Origin of the sequence: Microcoleus sp. F10-B2 (genome assembly GCF_036704965.1) — a bacterium.
Taxonomy (GTDB): domain Bacteria; phylum Cyanobacteriota; class Cyanobacteriia; order Cyanobacteriales; family Microcoleaceae; genus Microcoleus.
The window spans coordinates 26,980-44,008 of sequence record NZ_JAUBTB010000065.1; the positions used below are offsets into that span (position 1 = coordinate 26,980).

The window sequence follows — 17,029 nt, forward strand, 5'->3', positions numbered from 1 at the left end:
TCGTTAACAACTAAATTGTCAAAAAAAATGAAACGGCGCAACTCACCCACCGACAGCATTGAACAGTCAATTCGACGGACAGCTTCTCATCCCTGGTTTGAGCGACTGGCAAGATTGGGATATGCTTCCAAAGGCATAGTTTACTTTATTGTCGGTTTTCTGGCAGCACAAGCAGTCTTTAGTACGGGCGGCGGCAGAACAACCGATACTAGCGGTGCATTATCAGCAATTGTTAACCAACCGTTCGGTAAATTTCTGCTATTTCTTGTAACGATTGGCATTATTGGTTATTTCCTTTGGCGTATGGTTCAGACAATTCTCGACCCAGAACACCAAGGACAAAAAATGGATGCCAAGCGTATTGCCCAACGCATTGGCTACGCCTTCAGTGCTTTAGCTTACGCAGGTTTGGCTTTAACGGCTGTAAAACTGATAATGGGTTCGGGCGGTGGTAAAAAGGATACAACCGAAGATTTGACAGCCCAACTTTTAGCGCAACCATTTGGACAATGGCTGGTAGGATTGGTGGGATCAATTGTTATTGGTGTAGGTTTTTCTTATTTCTACCAAGCATATAAAGCAAAATTTCGCCGCCATTTCAAGCTAGAGGAAATGAGCCAAAACGAGCTAACTTGGGCGACACGGTTGGGTCGATTTGGAATTGCTGCCCGCGGGATTGTTTTCGTTATAATCGGTCTTTTCTTTATTCAAGCAGCAAGGCTATCAGATGCCAGTCAAGCGAAGGGATTGGGCGATGTGTTGGCAATTCTGGGACAACAGCCTTTTAGTCCAGTGATTTTGGGTATAGTACCTTTGGGTTTAATTGCCTATGGCATCTACTCGGTAATTGAAGCTCGCTATCGGAAAATTTTGCGCTCATAAGCTGGCCCGTTATACAGAGAGTTATGAATTTTGAGTACAACAATTTTTTTGAATTACAGGACTTCCTCCGGCACACTACATATAGTGTGCCAAAAAAGGGTGATGGGGTTGGGCCCTCGCCCGCGATCGCGTTTTTTCTGCGACAAGCACAGGTTTCATGTAGTCCCAACCGTTGCGGAAGAGGACCTCTAGAATTTCTCCTTTGCCAGAAGTGTTTTGAACTAGGCTAAACAAGAGGCCTCCGGGTCGATCGGGTTTAAGGACAATATAACTCTAGGATAGGGCTGTTAACCAAGCTGACCAGTGTCTTGAGGAATAACTTGGGGGAAAGAGTGCGATTCCCTACGGGATAGCTTCGCTTCACGAATTTTGGGATGTTGGCTTTGGCATTACTCCTCATAGTCATATACATTTTAAGCAGACATAATATTTTTATAATTAAAATTTTTACGTCAATAATTTTAATTATACAAGTAAAGTAAATATTCAGATTTAGGAAGGAATCAAAAAGATTAGTGCAGTTGATGTAACATTTACAATTCCTGACTGGACTAATCAAGGTTTAGAAAGTGGGAAGTATGTACGAGTTGGCGATGTGATTCGGGATGCACACAAGCAGCCGCCTGAAATAGTTGCTATGTTGCGTGAAGTAAACTCTAATCTTTCTCAATTATCAACCCTACTATCTCTGTGTGGTTCAGTTGCCAGTATCCTCACTTTAGCTGTCTCATGTATAGGATTTATTGTCGTACTACAGCGGTTAGAAGAAATTTAACAACGCTTGAAGGGAATTGAGCATAAAATAGACCTGAGTTTGTATGCTGATTTCCGTGCGGCTCTCAAATCTGCACAAAATGCCTTTACAATCAAAAATTATGATAACCGCAGAGCGTTTGCAATCCAGTCCAGGCTGTTTTGGGGTTTAACAAAAGTCAAGAGATTTACAAAGATTACACTCTTACAGCATTTGATAATCTGATACAGGTTGCTGATGAATATCTTTCTTCTTTGTTTTTAGCTTATGTAGCTGAAATCCTTTGCGACTTAAACTTAGAAGAAATCGAAGTAGCCCAGGATTGTCTACAGAACTGAAGGGAAAATTTTTTTTGCATCCCCTAGTGATAAAATATTTTGAAAAGATGTTGCCTTATGTCTATTCCGCAGAGTCGAATAAGTTTATTGAGACACAGCCTAAAGTATTTTTACCAGAAAAGGACTGGCGATTAAATAAAATCCCAATCAAATGGGAACAATTGCGATCTCCCATTTAGGCAGGATGGAGGAGCGAGGCCAGAAGCGGAGGTACTGTTCTAGTTCCTGAGATGGAACCTTAATCCCCTTTTCATAGGTCGTTTCTAGCAAATGTACAATTGGTTTGAGTCCCTTCCACGTCATATTTGCAGCCGAGTTGACCGAGTAAGGCAACTGAATATAGCAAAGTACCGTTCGGCTGGACGGGCTGACCCTGCCAAGTAGTCTGGGGCGACTTTCGCCATCAAGTCTCGTTTGCGACTTCCCGTTAAGTTTTGGGCTGCATCAAGGAATGTCGCGAATGATTGCATCACTGAGCATCTTCTGGCTTTTTTCTGAGCTTTAGAGGATAGGCAATGCAACCATTGGCGATTGCCTATCCTCTATTAGACCTGGGACTTTATTTTTTCCCAAGTCCTTAACTATTAACCGTTCCTAAAGAAGCATTAATCAATTAGTTGCGGCGTAGGAACTTGTGCATTAATCTGGGCCTGAGAAAACGAGGGCAGGGCCCAAGTTGTCTCACCCGCTTTAAAAACTTTAGCAGGGGCAACATTCAATTGAATACCACCCGTTGCGGCACTCGTTGTAGCAACTAGCTGCGTACCATCTACAACCTTAATAGCAACCGGTTCAGCCAAAGAAAGTGGCTGAGTCGCCGGGCCTAAAGTAGCTTGAGCCCCTGCTGGCAAGTAAATACCATCGCAATCCCAATCATCATCTGTAATCTCACCGGCTGCCAGGAAATAAAGTTGCGTCGGCGATTTTTTCGGCTTATTCGCATAAACTGCCAGCGTTTGTCCGGTTTCATTACGACACTGAGCCCGCTTTTTAGCAGTTTCGATCACGTACTTCTGCATTTGCAATTCTGCCAATCGCTGTTGGTACTGTTCAGGCGTATAACCCGCAGTCGAAGGATCGCTCTGAGCTGACAAAAGTTGATTCAATTCCTGTGTGACTTCCGCATAGTCAGCCCCTTTTGTGAAATCCTTGCCGGCCCAAGAAGGCTGAGCTACAGCTAAGTTTACGAAAAGCACTAAAGCCACTAGAATTACTTTGAAAAACTTGCTCATTTTTGTTGTCCTTTGTGTAAGAAATCAGAGTTTGTTCTTAGAAAAACCCTCGACTTTGCTGAAGTTATAAAATATTTTCCACCTTCAGCAAAGTCGAGGAAACTTGAACCCTAGCTTGCCTAAAATTTTTCGACTTTAGGTGCAGTCTCTAACGATTGGTAACTGTCTTTAAGCAATATCAGCAGCCACAAGCAACTGATAGCTACAGTAACTACCGTTAAACTGCGATTCTCTAGAGTATGGCTATCGAGCAGGATCAGCGTACCCAGACCCATTAGAACGAAGGGAACAAGGGAATTACCGTAGCGGACAAGTAGGGTCGCGATCGCGCTCGTGCGAGTTAGTTGATAGGCTACATAACACCAGACACCCACTAGCAAGAAAAAGACGCTCAGAATCACTAGCAGGCTATCCCAAGTGCAGTTGGCAAACAACGGGACATAAATGCCCACATTATCACCTCCATTAGCAAATGTCACCGCAGCTACGCTATAAGTTTGTGGCGATAAAAGACTAGCAAAGATAGTGGATTGAGGTGAATCTGTAGCTGTATTTTCATCATCTGCCTCTGTATCTCGATTTAGCAGGCGGCTGACTCCAATGGCAATTGGTACTAACCCCAACATCCCTACCCAAGGGCGCGGCACCATCATACAGCCAAAGAAGCTAGGAAGACTGAGCAGCACCAGTGCTGCGAACCCAAGATATTGTCCTGTAACAATGTGTTGCCGTCGAAAAACAGCATTGACTTGGGAGAAAAACAGCAGCAAGATGACAATATCATCTAAATTTGTGGCGGTGAAAGCTGTAAGACCTGTGGAAATAGCGGTAATGAAGGGGTTCATATCTAACTGCCTAGATTCTGATGCTAGTATCGCTGGAAGAGTGCCGGAGATTAATTGATGTTGAGGTATTTTTTTGGTTAAAATGTTAGTGAACAGATTGGCTAGACCGATCCTCTCATTCACTGATTAGTAACGTCGATTGTCACAGCTTGAAATAGGTTAACGCAGATAGCGAATGTGTTGAGGGCTTTTGAGTGGGAAGTAAAATTGGTATCACTTCTGCATATTTAGATGAGTCAAATTTTGAGTTAAATACTTGGGGAAGTAGTATGGAAAACTCTGGCTTCTGCTTCCGATCGGAAGCAGAAGGGTTAGCTGCTTCATTAACTTCGGTAATTGCCTTAACGGGGGCTGGCATCACCATCACTTTGATGGGACTGACAGATGGCTGTTGCTGATTGAGCTTTTCCATTAAGTCAGGAATGTGGTCGCTTAATCGATCGAGCTTTTCGTGCAGTAGTACCACATCGTGAGCGGCTTTGAGATTAACTTGATGATTGTAGAGATTTTGTTCGCGTTCGGCATCCGACTGGCGGTTTTGACTCATTAACACAATCGGTGCAGTGTAAGCAGAGGCAAAGGAGAATACTAAGTTGAGCAGGATGAAGGGCTGCTGATCCCAGTGAGGAAGGCCCGGTGTCAGGTTCGCGCCCACCCACCCGGCGAGGACTACTGTCTGCCCAATCAAAAAGGGCCACGAACCCACTTTCGCTGCTAGGGTATCTGCTAAATGCTGTCCGCGAGTTAAGGCTTTTTGCTCTGGTTTTTGAGGGGTAAGCTGTAAAGGCATTTGATGGCTGGCGGTTTTCATTTTTGCGTTAACGCTTTTGGATTGAGTGGATTTCATGGCAAACCTCACGGGTGAATGTCTAGTTGAAGCTGACTGGTTAATGTTCGCTGGCGTTTTTCTTTGATGGCTTTACTTTACTCAAGCTCCACTCATAAGAGCAAATGTTCTTTTTTATGAAATCAATCACTTCAATTTATAGACTTGTTGGGAAATAGGAGAGAATAGCAAGAACGAGACAGGGTGAGGGGAATGCTCAACATCGAACGTACACGCTCACCTTGACCGATTCCTACGGGTGATGACCGAATTAAACCAGAAAGCCTTTGATGCCCTCTTGCGGCGCCTTGAGCGCGGTGTATGAGCCGGCGCTTGTTCCAGCAACCCCGTCAGCCTGCCAGGGGAGGTGGACGTAAAGCGCGTTTACGCAGTTGGGGACTTGGCAAAAAATAAAGTCCCAGGCACAATAGACCAGAGGCAATGCCACCATTGGCGATTGTCTCTCCTCTTTAGATAGATCGCAAAAAAGCCAGAAGATGCTAAGTGATGCAATGATTCGCGACATTCCTCGATGCAGCCCAAAACTTAACGGGAAGCCGCAAACGAGACTTCTATGAAAAGGGGATTAAGGTTCCATCTCAGGAACTAGAAAAGTACCTCCGGTTCTGCCATCGCTCCTCCATCCTGCCTAATCGGATATCACAATTGTTCCCACTTGATTGGGATTTTATTTAATCGCCAGTCTCAAACAATACTATTCACTGTAGCTAACGGGAACATTACTGGGATACTAAATAGTAGTTTGTTAAAATAAATACCCAGGGTAAGAGCATCTCAATTAGGGTTGACATAAGGAATCCAAGGAATCTAATGTAGAGTCTATGAAACAAGAACTGAGAACTTGAATCATATAATCGTTGTCCATAGATGTCCGTTTCATTTTTTGTCGGAGACTACGTTTATAAGTCTGTTCGCGATTGAGAGCATTGAGTCCAATACGTCGTAGAATAGCAAAATTGCGCGGACTGTGGAAAGAGCGAATCCGGCAAGCATCCGAGCGCAAAAGTACAATCCAAAGTCCAATGAGCTTGGTTTTCAATCCCCCAATGTTTACGGATAGCTTGACCAATAAGTTGAGCATTACTATGTAAAGAAGTTAAATAAAACTGAACTTCACGAGTAGTTTTGTTCCAAAGGTGACGTACAGGGACAACCATTACCAGGCTTTGTAACCCTGTCCAGATTTTAGGTTGATCAAGTTGAGGAATAGCAGTAACTGGTACAGTCCAAACTTCCCGAATTTCCCTGCGGTGATGTCCTGTTTCAATATGTTTGGCATAGCTAACATCAACGCAATGAAAATTCTGCGCTTGCGCGGTTTCAAACCATTGCTGAACTTGATTGTATAAAGTTGGGTGATTGGCTTTAAGTGCTAGGACATAATCACCTTTCTTCTCGATAATCTTATTGGCAATCTCTGTTTGTGTCCCCATAGCATCAATGGTGATAATCGAGCCTGTGATATCCAGCAACTCTAGTAATGCGGGAATGGCTGTAATCTCATTAGATTTATCTTCTACTTTCATCTGTGCTAACACCAGACGTTGCGTACTCGACCAGGCACTAATTAGATGCAGGGCTGACTTGCCTTGATTTCGGTCGTATGAACCCCTAATTGTCTTGCCATCTATAGGTATAATCTCTCCTGCCATCTTCGTGACCAAGGTTTCTACCCAATTGAGAAAACACTGATTTAAGGCTTCTGGATCTATGCACTCAAATACCCGACGAAACGTATCATCTGAAGGAATACCGTTTGGTAATGCCAAAAAATCTTTTAACCAGGTTTGTTTACTGATGCCGTAGTTCTCGATGTCTTCCCATCCCGCTCGCGCCGCCAATTATGGCTAAGATTGCAATTACTAAGATGTCGGTGAGTTGATGTTTCTTAGTTCGCTCTACTCTGGGGTCTTTGAGTCCTCCAAAGTGCTTGACTAAACTCTCTTGAATAAGTCCAATTTCTACCACAGCTTTGGGATTTTTCGCAGTGCCATAATTTTTTTTAGCATCAACAGATTTAATTTTAAAGCCCTGAGACATAATTCTGTTTCCTAGAGATTAAAAAAAATATGTTTCACTGCTTTACCATACTCGCTTCTGATCTGTCAAGTACAATTGTTACCAAATTTGATGAGCTTACCCTGAATAAATACCCGTAATTGAGAGATCTTTTTTTAGAAGAAGACAGCCATTTGCAGGAAGCCCCTCATTTGAGGAAGTGGAAGTATGTATACCGACGATTTTGATTGGGATTAGCATTAGTTTTAGGGCTAGTTGGACTAATAGCAACAGTAGAATATGGAGCATCTTTAATAGCAGGATAGATTGATATAAAGTGCTAAATAAAAAGAAACGACAAGAGAAAACTGATTTCCCAGAATAAAATTGTTTATCAAAAAATAATAGAAATTTCTTATAGTTTTGAAGCTTACCAGTTACAATAGAAGTGCGAGCTATTCAGCAACTAGGTATCAGTTGCCGTGAATGGCTAGAGCTGAAACCATCTACAGGATTGGATCGGGAGAAAGCCGAACTGATGTACATCATTCCATCCAACTCCTTACAGTTAGTCTGGCACAATAGAGTCATTTATAAAGTTGTATTTCCTTAAAAATTACGATTAGGAGGTTTTTTCAATGAAATGGCTAGTTTTACTAGAAGTTAAAAAGTGTGATTTTGACAATTTGTCGAACTTGCTGCGTTCATCAGATGAATTTAGCTTAATCACAGAGAATAGTAAATATTATCTAACTTCTTCGCGCTGGGAATCACTAACGAATGAGTCTGCTGTATATGGGGAAGCTACTAAAGGTCTTAAACATATAAGTGCTGTTGCAAGGATTCAATTTACAGATTTTCCACTTCTTAAGCCTGATATCATCTGCGAAGTTGACGAAGAAGGTAAGCTTCATAGGCGGGTTGCGGGTTCAGCCACAATTATGCTGCCTCCAGCTTCTTTTTCTATCCAACTAGAAGGCGGTCAAGATATAATCCATAATTTAGAGTTTGAATCCTGGATGAAGCTGGCAGAAGAAGACGAGATAGTTAAAAATGTTTTCAGACAAATTACGGACTTTGAACATAACTGGATTAATCTTTACAAAGTTTATGAAATTGTCAATAAAGATCCTGGTAAAAAAAAGATTGAACAGTGGACTAAAGATAAGATTAGGCAATTCAAGCATACTGCTAATAGTCAAAGCGCAATTGGTGATGATGCACGGCACGGTGTCGATCAGAACGATCGACCAAAAGAACCTATGTCACTATCAGAAGCAGATGCTTTAATTATGACTCTGCTACAAAAATGGCTTCAGTGGAAGTGCGAACAACAAAAGTATAATAGTAAACTACGACACAGATTAAGAAACGAAAGTCTGGATAAAGAGTGATTAATCCTTTGTATTCGCCTGCCCAATCTGTGCCGTACTTACATCACAACAAATCTTTCAATTTTTCATCTTCTCCCAACACTTTAATCACCTGTTTAATCTCCTGCGTCCTGTCCTTTTTCACAATCAAAGTTACGTTGCCATCTCTGACAACTACCACATCTTCTAAACCAATGGTGACAATGACCTCCTTCTCATCCGCTGCATAGAAAATGCCGCCTTTGGTGTCAATTCCGACGTGTTTTGCTAACTCCACATTCGGTTTGTCTCCTTGCAGCAAACGACCGATCGCATTCCAATCTCCCAAATCGTCCCAGCTAAAGCCTACGGGCAGAACACAAGCCTTTTGCGTCTTCTCCATCAGCGCGTAATCGATGCTAATTTTGGGTAATTCCGAGTAAGCCTGCGCGCCTTTTGCTTCTAAAGCTGCCATCATTTCCGGTACATAACTTCGCAATTCTGTCAAGACTGTTCCGACTCGAAAGACAAAAATTCCGCCGTTCCAACTAAACTTGCCGCTGGCTACAAATTCTTCAGCAGTTGTGCGATCGGGCTTTTCCGTAAACCTTGCCACCCGATAGGCCGGAAAACCCCCAAAATTGCCGATTTCCTCGCCTTGTTCGATGTAGCCGTAACCGGTGGAAGCATAACTCGGTTTTACTCCCAAAGTGGCGATCGCATCCTGATTTTTCGCCAACTCGGCCGCCGCCTCCAAAGTCTTGACAAACTCCTCCGGTTCCCCAATCCAGTGATCCGCCGGGAAAAACCCGACAACCGCATCCTCACCGTAACGCTTCGCAGTTTCTATAGCCGTCCAGGCCACCGCCGGCGCAGTATCCCGGCCCTCCGGTTCCGCCAGCAAATTCTCAGGAGGCAGCAGCGGCAACTGTTCGCGGACTCCCGCCGCCAACATTTCCGACGTTACCACCCACAAATCGTCCCAACCGTTACCTAATGTTAATAGTCGATCGGCTGTAGCTTGCAGCAAACTCTTGCCGCTACCGTCGAGACTCAAAAACTGCTTGGGCCGCTGCTTGCGACTCAGCGGCCAGAAACGTTCGCCTTTACCGCCGGCCAGAATCACAGGAATTAAGGTTCTACTCATTGTTTAAAGTTTAAACTGTTCACATCTATTTTGCCTTTAATCCGTAGGATACGGCATTGCCCTGTCCTTATCCGCAGCATAATTTTTAATTCTACCTTCTATCTTCTGCTGTCACTTTGTCAATTCAATTAGTGTCACGATAAATGTAAGGTGCGCAATGCGCACCTTACAAAATATAAGACAAAAAACTCTGTTAAGGCATCTTTGAAAATTGCTATAGCGACTAGCAATTAGCCATCACCTATTACTTCGATAATTCCACGTTAAGTTCGTTCACGACGCGGCGTTTGAGGGGGATTGATTTTTCTCTAGGCAGCAAGTCAAATACTTTCCGAAAGGCATCGTCTACCTGTTCAAACGGTATTTGTCCTTTTTCGTTAAAAACTACTTTTCCCGATTGGTCGAGGATGACAGTTTGAGGTACGAAACCTTCGTAATAATGGCTTGGTTCGGTGATTTTTGGTGACGGTTGCGGAGGCAAAGAGTCAATTGTTATCGGCATAAAATCGGCTTCGCGGCCGTAAAATTCTTGGAGTTGAGAGACGACGATCGCGTATTGCTTGGAGTCGCTGCTGTCATCAGTGTAAAAAACTAACAATACGGGTTTATGGCGTTTGAAAGAATCTGCAATCTTGACTTTAGGAGGAACTAGGGAACCGTTGCCGGCGTAGAGGGCAAATATTGTACCGTCAAAGCGATCGTCGGTGAGAGTTGCCAAGGCTGGCGCAGTGCCGCTTAGCAGTATTAAGCTAAGTGCGATCGCCACTGTTAAAAGACTGGCTGACAAGATTCGCCTCAGCCAGCGGATGCCAGAAGCAGCAGTAACAATTGAATTTTTGTTCTCAGGAAATATCATAGGTTGTGGGCAGTTGCTGTAACAAAAGCGAAATCAGATGCAAAAACTTTCCTAAGTTTATCAGCAAAATGTAGGCAAATGTTGTTGAGTAGGTTAAAGTAGTTTCGGCTCGACGATCGTAAATTGCTGATAGTGGCGATCGACAAGGCGATTCTACAGGCCGAAGATCGCTATTTGCGATCGGCTTTTCAGGGGCGGACTGGAACTGTCCGCGCCACAATAAAATTTATTTGTGGTGGGGTGGGCTTCTAGCTTCCCAGAAGGGTGCAAGATATTAAATTCAACTGATTACTAGAAACTGACAACTGGGAATTTACAACTAATGATAGCTTTGCTTGACGCACTCCTCGCCCAAACGCCCCCTGCTGATGTTTCCGGGCCCGCTCAAATCAATCTGGCGCAGGCCCTTGTTTTAGGAATTGTACAAGGATTAACAGAGTTTTTGCCCATCAGCAGCACCGCTCATTTGAAGGTAGTGCCCATCGCCCTGGGATGGGGCGATCCGGGGGTTGCTTATACTGCTGTAATTCAGTTAGGCAGTATTGTGGCAGTGCTTTGGTATTTCTGGAAAGACTTGACAACTATAACTTTGGGTGCTGTAGATGCCGTGGTGCGCCGCGACTACAAATCGCAAGATTTTCAAATAGCGCTGGGAATTGTTTTGGGAACAATACCTATAGTCTTTTTTGGGCTGCTAATCAAGGTATTGGTTCCAGATTTTGATCGCTCGCCGCTCAGGAGTTTGACCAGCATCGCCATTGCTTCGATCGTCATGTCGCTGCTGTTAGCAACAGCAGAAAAAATTGGCAAGCGCAATCGCACTTATGAAAAGTTAACTGTTCAAGACGGTATTTTGATGGGATTAGCTCAAGCAATCGCATTGATTCCGGGGTGTTCGCGATCGGGTTCTACCCTAACAGCAGGATTGTTTATGGGATTGGAAAGATCCGCCGCCGCGCGGTTTTCTTTTTTATTGGGAATCCCGGCAATTACTATCGCTGGATTAGTGGAATTGAAGGGTGCTTTAGGAGAAGGAATCGGCGATGCTGGAGTTGCAGCTTTGATAGTTGGAACGATTTCGGCATTTGTGTTTTCTTATTTGTCGATCGCGTGGCTGATGAAGTTCCTGCAAACTCAAAATACGTGGGTGTTTGTGTGGTACAGGCTGGCATTTGGCGTAGCGATTTTAACCGCGCTCGCAGGTGGGGCAGTGAACAATATTTAAAAAGTATATCCGAGAGCAGTAGGAGCGACTTATGTCGCTCTGAACTCGGTAGAATTAAGAACTAGAACGCCGAATTACAAAATTATTATGAATGAAAGAAAGTCGGAAACCTCAACAGCCAGAAAATCTATTCATGCAGTTTAAAATAAATTTAGATCGGACGATTTAGAGAAAATGCGCGCGCGTGCCGTTAAGGAGGAAGGCGAACGATTTGTCTCACCCCTTTTTTTCTTGAATTTGAGCTTACCAGTTGTCTTTTATTTACACAAGTCATTCAGACGGGCTAGAGTAACGAAAAATTTAAAAAAATTCAACTATCTGATGCTGATAATGTTTAATTAGATCCTCGAATCCTTAAAGAAGCCGGGACTCTGGGTATGCTATTTTTTAGCGATTAGTAGTGCGATCGACCTTTGGGGAGTTTTTGCAGTTTATTGAAGTTTCCTCAGATTGTTCATGGCTTTTTCATAGTTATTCTTATCACCTTGCTGCTGAAATAAATCTGCTGCTTTCTGAAAGTCTTGAATCGCCCCGGGTTTGTCTCCCTCTTTAGCCCGGGCAAGTCCCCGGCTCAAGTAGGCACCGGCTAAGTTAGGATCGATTCGCAAAGCTGCGTTGTAATCGGCTAAAGCACTTTGCGTGTCTCCTAAACGAAAGCGCGTAACGCCCCGGTTTAAGTAGGCACCGGCAAAGTTAGGATTAATTTGCAAAGCTCGATCGTAATCGGCTACAGCACCCTGGCTGTCTCCTAAATCATCGCGGGCATTCCCCCGGTTGATGTACGCTTGGGCATATTTAGGATTGATTCGCACAGCTTCGTTAAAATCGGCTACAGCACCCTGGTTGTCTCCTGAAACATAACGGATATTCCCCCGGTGGTAATAAGCAAGAGCATCGTTAGGATTAATTTGTAAAACTTGGTTGAAATCCGCGATCGCACCTTCCTTGTCTCCTAAACTATAGCGGACAAGTCCCCGGTTGCCGTAGGCTTGGGATAAGTTAGGATTAATTCGCAAAGCTTCGTTGAAATCCGCGAGTGCACCCTGGCTGTCTCCTAATTGAGAGCGCACCATTCCCCGGTTGTTGTAGGCTGAGGCATAGTTAGGATTAATTCGCAAAGCTTCGGTGTAATCGGCTACAGCACCCTTGTTGTCTCCCAAACGATAGCGGGTAACTCCCCGGTTGTAGTAGGCTGAGGAATCGTCGGGATTAATTCGTAAAGCTGCGTTGTAATCGGCGAGTGCACCTTGGCTGTCTCCTGAGTCATCGCGGGCATTGCCCCGGCTGATGTAGGCTTCTACATAGTTAGGATTAATTCGCAAAGCTTCGTTGAAATCGGTTACAGCACTCTTATTGTCTCCTAAAATATAGCGGGCATTTCCCCGGCTGTTGTAGGCTTCTGCATAATTAGGATTAAGCACGATGGCTTGAGTGTAAGCGGCTATAGCGCCTTGATAATCTCCTTTTTCATATTTTTCCTCACCCTGAATAAAGAAATCCTCAGCTTTGGGCGCAGCCGCCGCAGACGCACTGGGAATCTTTACCCCTACATCCACTTGAGCTGATGCTAATAATCTCAAACTGGTATTAATCGGAATCCCCTGATTGAAAACTGGTTCTCCGTTCAGAATCCCAGTGCTAATATATTTGAGAGTACCGTTGCACAAAAAGCTATGATTTCCCGCACGGCTGGGTTGACAAAAAAGCGCTGTTGTGCTGGCAGAAACAACTAACCCTGTCAGGAGTCCCGTCAAAATTTTGAGTTTCATAAATACATATTTTTGATACATCCTCTCACAGCCAAGCTAAATTCACAACCCAGAACCGATCCTGATTGTAAAGGCGATCGACTTTAGCAAACTATGTCAATACCAAAAAAAGGAACAAGAAAAATAATTGTTGATGGGGAGCCTTTCATCTGGCTCATCCGAAGACAAGCTACTAATACGCAAGCAGACTACGCTGGCGGAAATATTCATGTTGGTGTCGAACACGCTGAAAAACAGGGTTCGGTGTTAGTTATCCTCACCGATCGACCTCATCCTAAAGGTTTGACTCCAACTAACGAAGTGAAACCAGTAACACCCTCTGATACAGCACAATGGATACGGCAAGCGGTGCAACTCGGATGGCAGCCTCGGCGATCCGGAATCACTTTTAATGTGCAGATTGCAGGAGGACGTGCAGAAAAAATATATTAGAGCGGGGAGTGTCGATCGGGTATGCTGAAGACAGAAAATTAACACCACGCTCAAACTCAAAATGCTAGTCGTTCCCAGCAGTTGATATTGATATAGCACAAAAATATATATCCTACACCAACCACCACGATTCGGCTTTCGCCGACGCTAAGCGATGTCTACCGAAACATTAGTTAACTGGCTCGAAAAGAGTACCGAATTAGGCATATTATCTCGCGAGATTTTACAGGCGATCGCGGGTGAAATGGAGATGACAACTTTTCCCCCTGGATTTCGAGTGGTAATCGAAGATACGCCCGTCACGCATCTCTATATCCTAGAACGAGGACAAGCCGATCGCTATCGCCGCAAACAACCGGGATTAATGTGGGCGAGTAGTTTGTTGCCGGGGGCGATCGTCAATTTATCTGCCCTCCAGCGATCGCAACCTGCCGATAGTCGAATTATAACTCGGACAGAGTGTCAATTTTGGGTAATTAGTGCCGATCGCTGGCGCAATTTGCTAGAAAGATATCCACGCATTACCGAAGCCTACGCTCAACGCTTGGCAGCGAAATTAGAACAGTTAGAAGCAGAAATTGCCTACGAACGCGAGCGGCAAAATGCCCTCCGCAGCTATCTAGTACCTAGGGCGAGACGGGGAGTCATTGGCAATAGTCGTTATGCAGTGAAATTGCGCCAACAAATTCGCACGGCATCGAGTGACAGCCGATCGGTATTAATCTCTGGCGAACCTGGTTTAGAAAAGGATAATTTAGCTGCTTTAATTCATTTCGGTTCCCATCGCCGCAACGAGCCAATTATTCAGATTAAAAGTGCTTTACTTCAGGCTAATGGAGCGGAATTATTCGGGCGGTTGGGCGGCAAACCGGGGCTGTTGGAATGGTTGGGAGATGGAACGTTAATTTTAAATGACGTGCAAGAATTACCCGCTGAATTATGCCCCCAAATTCAGCAATTATTAACCGAGGGAACCTATACGCCAGTTGTCAAGGAAGGACAAATACCGCGGCCACCGCGTTCTAGTAATGCTCGGATAATTTTAATCTCAGAAATTGTGCAGCCCAAGCTAGATAAGCTGACACAACACAAGATTAAAGTCCCATCCTTGCGGGTGCGAAAAGCAGATTTAGAGGCACAAGTCAACTATTATCTCAATATCATTGGTCGCAAAAAGAAATTAGTCAAGCCCCAAGTTACACCGGAAGCAATTCGCCGCTTACAAGCCTACGATTTTCCAGGTAATTTGCAGGAATTGCAGGGAATGGTCGATCGCGCTTTAGTTCAAGCCCAGGGGAGTCAGGTATTAACCGAAGAAGTATTTTGGGCGCAGGCGGCGAAGCAACAAAAATTTCGGCTTAATTTATTGAAGATATATCCCAAATTCCGGCAATTTTTACGGAGCGATTGGTATCCCGATCGCGTGAATTATTGGTTTACCACCTGGGTGTTTGCATTGGTGGTAATTATCCTGTTTGTTGCTCCCCAAGATCGACAACATAATTTTGCCCTAAATATCTTTTGGGCGTGGTGGTGGCCGTTAATTTTATTATTATTCCCCATCATCGGGCGATTGTGGTGTGCTTTTTGCCCTTTTATGATTTATGGGGAAATAGTCCAAAAATTATCGCTGAAAATTTTCCCTCGCACTCTCAATAAATGGCCGCGCCAACAAGCAGAAAAATGGGGCGGCTGGTTTCTCTTCGGACTATTTACTCTGATATTTCTGTGGGAAGAATTGTGGGATTTAGAAAATACCGCCTATTTATCCAGTTGTTTGTTATTGCTAATTACGGCTGGCGCGGTAATTTTTTCCCTCATCTTCGAGCGGCGATTTTGGTGTCGTTATTTATGCCCGATCGGGGGAATGAATGGATTATTTGCTAAACTCTCAATTATCGAACTTCGCGCCCAACAAGGAACCTGCGGGGCGGAATGCAGCACCTACCAATGTTACAAAGGCGGCCCCGGCTTGGGGGAAGGATTAACTACTAATGGCTGTCCGATTTATTCCCATCCCGCCCAATTAACCGATAATAAAGATTGCGTGTTGTGCATGACTTGCTTGAAAGCTTGTCCGCATAGATCGGTAGAATTAAATCTGCGCCCTCCCGGCATCGAATTATGGACTACCCACGTTCCTCACAGTTATGAAATCGCGCTGTTATTTCTATTGTTGGGCGGTATTTATCTGCATCGCTTGCCGGAGATAAATAGTTTGTTGGGGCTGGGCATTAATTTAGAGGAATTTTTACCTCATTTAGGACTGTCGATCGCAGTGTTAATTATCCCCCCAATGATTCCCCTAATTGCCTACGCAATCATACAGGCAATTTATCGATTGGGACAAGCAGAAACCATGCCATTTACAACCTACAAACCCCTCTCATTTGTCTCTCTCGCCTACGGTTATTTACCCTTAGTCTGGGGCGGTAATTTGGCTCACTATTGGCGATTGGGTTTGCAGGAAGGCGGGCGAGTGATTCCTGTAACTTTTGCCACTTTCGGACAAATTAGAGACGATTTACCCAGTTTTATCGGCGATCCAGCGGTGATTAGCTTCTTGCAAGGTTTAACTTTGATTGTATCATTATTAGTCACAATATTTGTGACTCAAAAAATTGCCAAGCGCTCGATTAAATCTTTGATTCCACAGCATTTAGCGAGTTTGTGCCTGATGGTGAGTTTGTGGTATGCGATCGTGGGTAGCTAAAAGGGACATTTACCTGTTCCCCGAAGGCGATTAAACATTAACTATCAACTATCAACTTTGTACAGATCGTAAAATCCAATTGGTAGCATCTGGCACGCCATCTTCTTCCATTATCTTCCTTCTTCGATCGACCACCTATAAAGTGTCGAATTTCTTCCAGCCGTTATAACTCGGAGTTTTTGACCGTCGGCTGCGCTAAAAATAAAGCTACAAAATCCCAAACCCGTACCGCTACAAGCTTGCAATTCTGGATACCCAGATCGCTCGGCACGATCGCGATCGGAGGGCGAGAAATAAGAGTCGGAAACTGGTTGCCACCCGGCATTTATTAAAGCTTGTCTCGCCTCGGCATAGGGGCTATCCTGACGCAACATTGGTATGGGTTGAGAGAGTTTAATTTTTGCCGGTTTTACCTCCCAAGAGACGATCGAGGGTTGTTTTCCGGCGCTATTATTAGTGGTTGTAATGGTTAAAGTTTTCCCATCTGCCGTGACAAACTGAAAATGACACAATCCCCATGCCGTTTCCGGACAAGCGACCAGTTCTGCAAACCAAAATTTGCTGATAAGCTGCTACGCAGCTAAACCGGATAAAATAGCATTGCCTTTATTTTTGATTTTTCGCTCCCATTTAATAACC

At 44.2% G+C, this 17,029-nt stretch carries 12 protein-coding genes and 1 pseudogene; 5 read left to right on the forward strand and 8 right to left on the reverse strand.

Going from position 1 to position 17,029, the window contains the following annotated elements; genetic code table 11:
• The first annotated feature begins 27 nt into the window (after positions 1-27).
• The gene (locus QUA99_RS22805) at positions 28-882 is read left to right on the forward strand and encodes a DUF1206 domain-containing protein (RefSeq protein WP_333241184.1); all 855 of its coding nucleotides are present in this window, start codon (positions 28-30) and stop codon (positions 880-882) included.
• Between the two features lie 1,697 nt (positions 883-2,579).
• Here the strand turns inward: QUA99_RS22805 and QUA99_RS22810 are convergent.
• The 4 genes and pseudogenes from QUA99_RS22810 to QUA99_RS22825 form a co-directional block, all read right to left on the reverse strand.
• Positions 2,580-3,206, reverse strand: coding sequence for a hypothetical protein (locus QUA99_RS22810; RefSeq protein ID WP_333241185.1), 627 nt, complete (start codon positions 3,204-3,206; stop codon positions 2,580-2,582).
• A gap of 119 nt (positions 3,207-3,325) precedes the next feature.
• The gene (locus QUA99_RS22815) at positions 3,326-4,051 is read right to left on the reverse strand and encodes a cadmium resistance transporter (RefSeq protein ID WP_333241186.1); all 726 of its coding nucleotides are present in this window, start codon (positions 4,049-4,051) and stop codon (positions 3,326-3,328) included.
• Positions 4,052-4,193: 142 nt separating this feature from the next.
• Positions 4,194-4,898, reverse strand: coding sequence for a DUF1003 domain-containing protein (locus tag QUA99_RS22820; RefSeq protein WP_333241187.1), 705 nt, complete (start codon positions 4,896-4,898; stop codon positions 4,194-4,196).
• Positions 4,899-5,676: 778 nt separating this feature from the next.
• Positions 5,677-6,938 (reverse strand): annotated as a pseudogene (locus tag QUA99_RS22825) (ISAs1 family transposase).
• Between the two features lie 596 nt (positions 6,939-7,534).
• Here QUA99_RS22825 and QUA99_RS22830 point away from each other — a divergent pair.
• A complete protein-coding gene (locus QUA99_RS22830) occupies positions 7,535-8,290 on the forward strand; it encodes a hypothetical protein (protein WP_333241188.1) in 756 nt (251 codons plus the stop codon).
• Between the two features lie 43 nt (positions 8,291-8,333).
• Here the strand turns inward: QUA99_RS22830 and QUA99_RS22835 are convergent, their stop codons facing one another.
• Both QUA99_RS22835 and QUA99_RS22840 read right to left on the reverse strand, forming a co-directional pair.
• Positions 8,334-9,395 (reverse strand): mannose-1-phosphate guanylyltransferase, encoded by a 1,062-nt coding sequence (locus QUA99_RS22835; RefSeq protein ID WP_333241189.1) that lies wholly within the window; start codon positions 9,393-9,395, stop codon positions 8,334-8,336.
• A gap of 244 nt (positions 9,396-9,639) precedes the next feature.
• Positions 9,640-10,251 carry a thylakoid membrane photosystem I accumulation factor gene (locus tag QUA99_RS22840; RefSeq protein WP_333241191.1) on the reverse strand — a complete coding sequence of 204 codons (612 nt, stop codon included), beginning with the start codon at positions 10,249-10,251 and terminating at the stop codon, positions 9,640-9,642.
• A 322-nt stretch (positions 10,252-10,573) separates the two neighbouring features.
• On the opposite strand from QUA99_RS22840, the gene QUA99_RS22845 reads away from it, so the two are divergent.
• A complete protein-coding gene (locus QUA99_RS22845; RefSeq protein WP_333241192.1) occupies positions 10,574-11,476 on the forward strand; it encodes an undecaprenyl-diphosphate phosphatase in 903 nt (300 codons plus the stop codon).
• 431 nt (positions 11,477-11,907) lie between these two features.
• Here QUA99_RS22845 and QUA99_RS22850 read toward each other — a convergent pair whose 3' ends face one another.
• Complete coding sequence (locus QUA99_RS22850) at positions 11,908-13,245, reverse strand: tetratricopeptide repeat protein (protein ID WP_333241194.1); 1,338 nt, start codon at positions 13,243-13,245, stop codon at positions 11,908-11,910.
• 93 nt (positions 13,246-13,338) lie between these two features.
• On the opposite strand from QUA99_RS22850, the gene QUA99_RS22855 reads away from it, so the two are divergent.
• Positions 13,339-13,677, forward strand: a complete 339-nt coding sequence (locus QUA99_RS22855) for a hypothetical protein (protein ID WP_333241196.1) — start codon at positions 13,339-13,341, stop codon at positions 13,675-13,677.
• 154 nt (positions 13,678-13,831) lie between these two features.
• A complete protein-coding gene (locus QUA99_RS22860) occupies positions 13,832-16,390 on the forward strand; it encodes a sigma 54-interacting transcriptional regulator (RefSeq protein ID WP_333241197.1) in 2,559 nt (852 codons plus the stop codon).
• Positions 16,391-16,500: 110 nt separating this feature from the next.
• Here QUA99_RS22860 and QUA99_RS22865 read toward each other — a convergent pair whose 3' ends face one another.
• A complete protein-coding gene (locus QUA99_RS22865; RefSeq protein WP_333241199.1) occupies positions 16,501-16,902 on the reverse strand; it encodes a hypothetical protein in 402 nt (133 codons plus the stop codon).
• Positions 16,903-17,029 lie beyond the last annotated feature (127 nt).

Excerpts from the sequence above, each read along its gene's own strand:
- QUA99_RS22805 (WP_333241184.1), top strand. The coding sequence starts at position 28 with ATGAAACGGCGCAACTCACCCACCGACAGCATTGAACAGTCAATTCGA.
- QUA99_RS22810 (WP_333241185.1), bottom strand. The coding sequence starts at position 3,206 with ATGAGCAAGTTTTTCAAAGTAATTCTAGTGGCTTTAGTGCTTTTCGTA.
- QUA99_RS22815 (WP_333241186.1), bottom strand. The coding sequence starts at position 4,051 with ATGAACCCCTTCATTACCGCTATTTCCACAGGTCTTACAGCTTTCACC.
- QUA99_RS22820 (WP_333241187.1), bottom strand. The coding sequence starts at position 4,898 with ATGAAATCCACTCAATCCAAAAGCGTTAACGCAAAAATGAAAACCGCC.
- QUA99_RS22830 (WP_333241188.1), top strand. The coding sequence starts at position 7,535 with ATGAAATGGCTAGTTTTACTAGAAGTTAAAAAGTGTGATTTTGACAAT.
- QUA99_RS22835 (WP_333241189.1), bottom strand. The coding sequence starts at position 9,395 with ATGAGTAGAACCTTAATTCCTGTGATTCTGGCCGGCGGTAAAGGCGAA.
- QUA99_RS22840 (WP_333241191.1), bottom strand. The coding sequence starts at position 10,251 with ATGATATTTCCTGAGAACAAAAATTCAATTGTTACTGCTGCTTCTGGC.
- QUA99_RS22845 (WP_333241192.1), top strand. The coding sequence starts at position 10,574 with ATGATAGCTTTGCTTGACGCACTCCTCGCCCAAACGCCCCCTGCTGAT.
- QUA99_RS22850 (WP_333241194.1), bottom strand. The coding sequence starts at position 13,245 with ATGAAACTCAAAATTTTGACGGGACTCCTGACAGGGTTAGTTGTTTCT.
- QUA99_RS22855 (WP_333241196.1), top strand. The coding sequence starts at position 13,339 with ATGTCAATACCAAAAAAAGGAACAAGAAAAATAATTGTTGATGGGGAG.
- QUA99_RS22860 (WP_333241197.1), top strand. The coding sequence starts at position 13,832 with ATGTCTACCGAAACATTAGTTAACTGGCTCGAAAAGAGTACCGAATTA.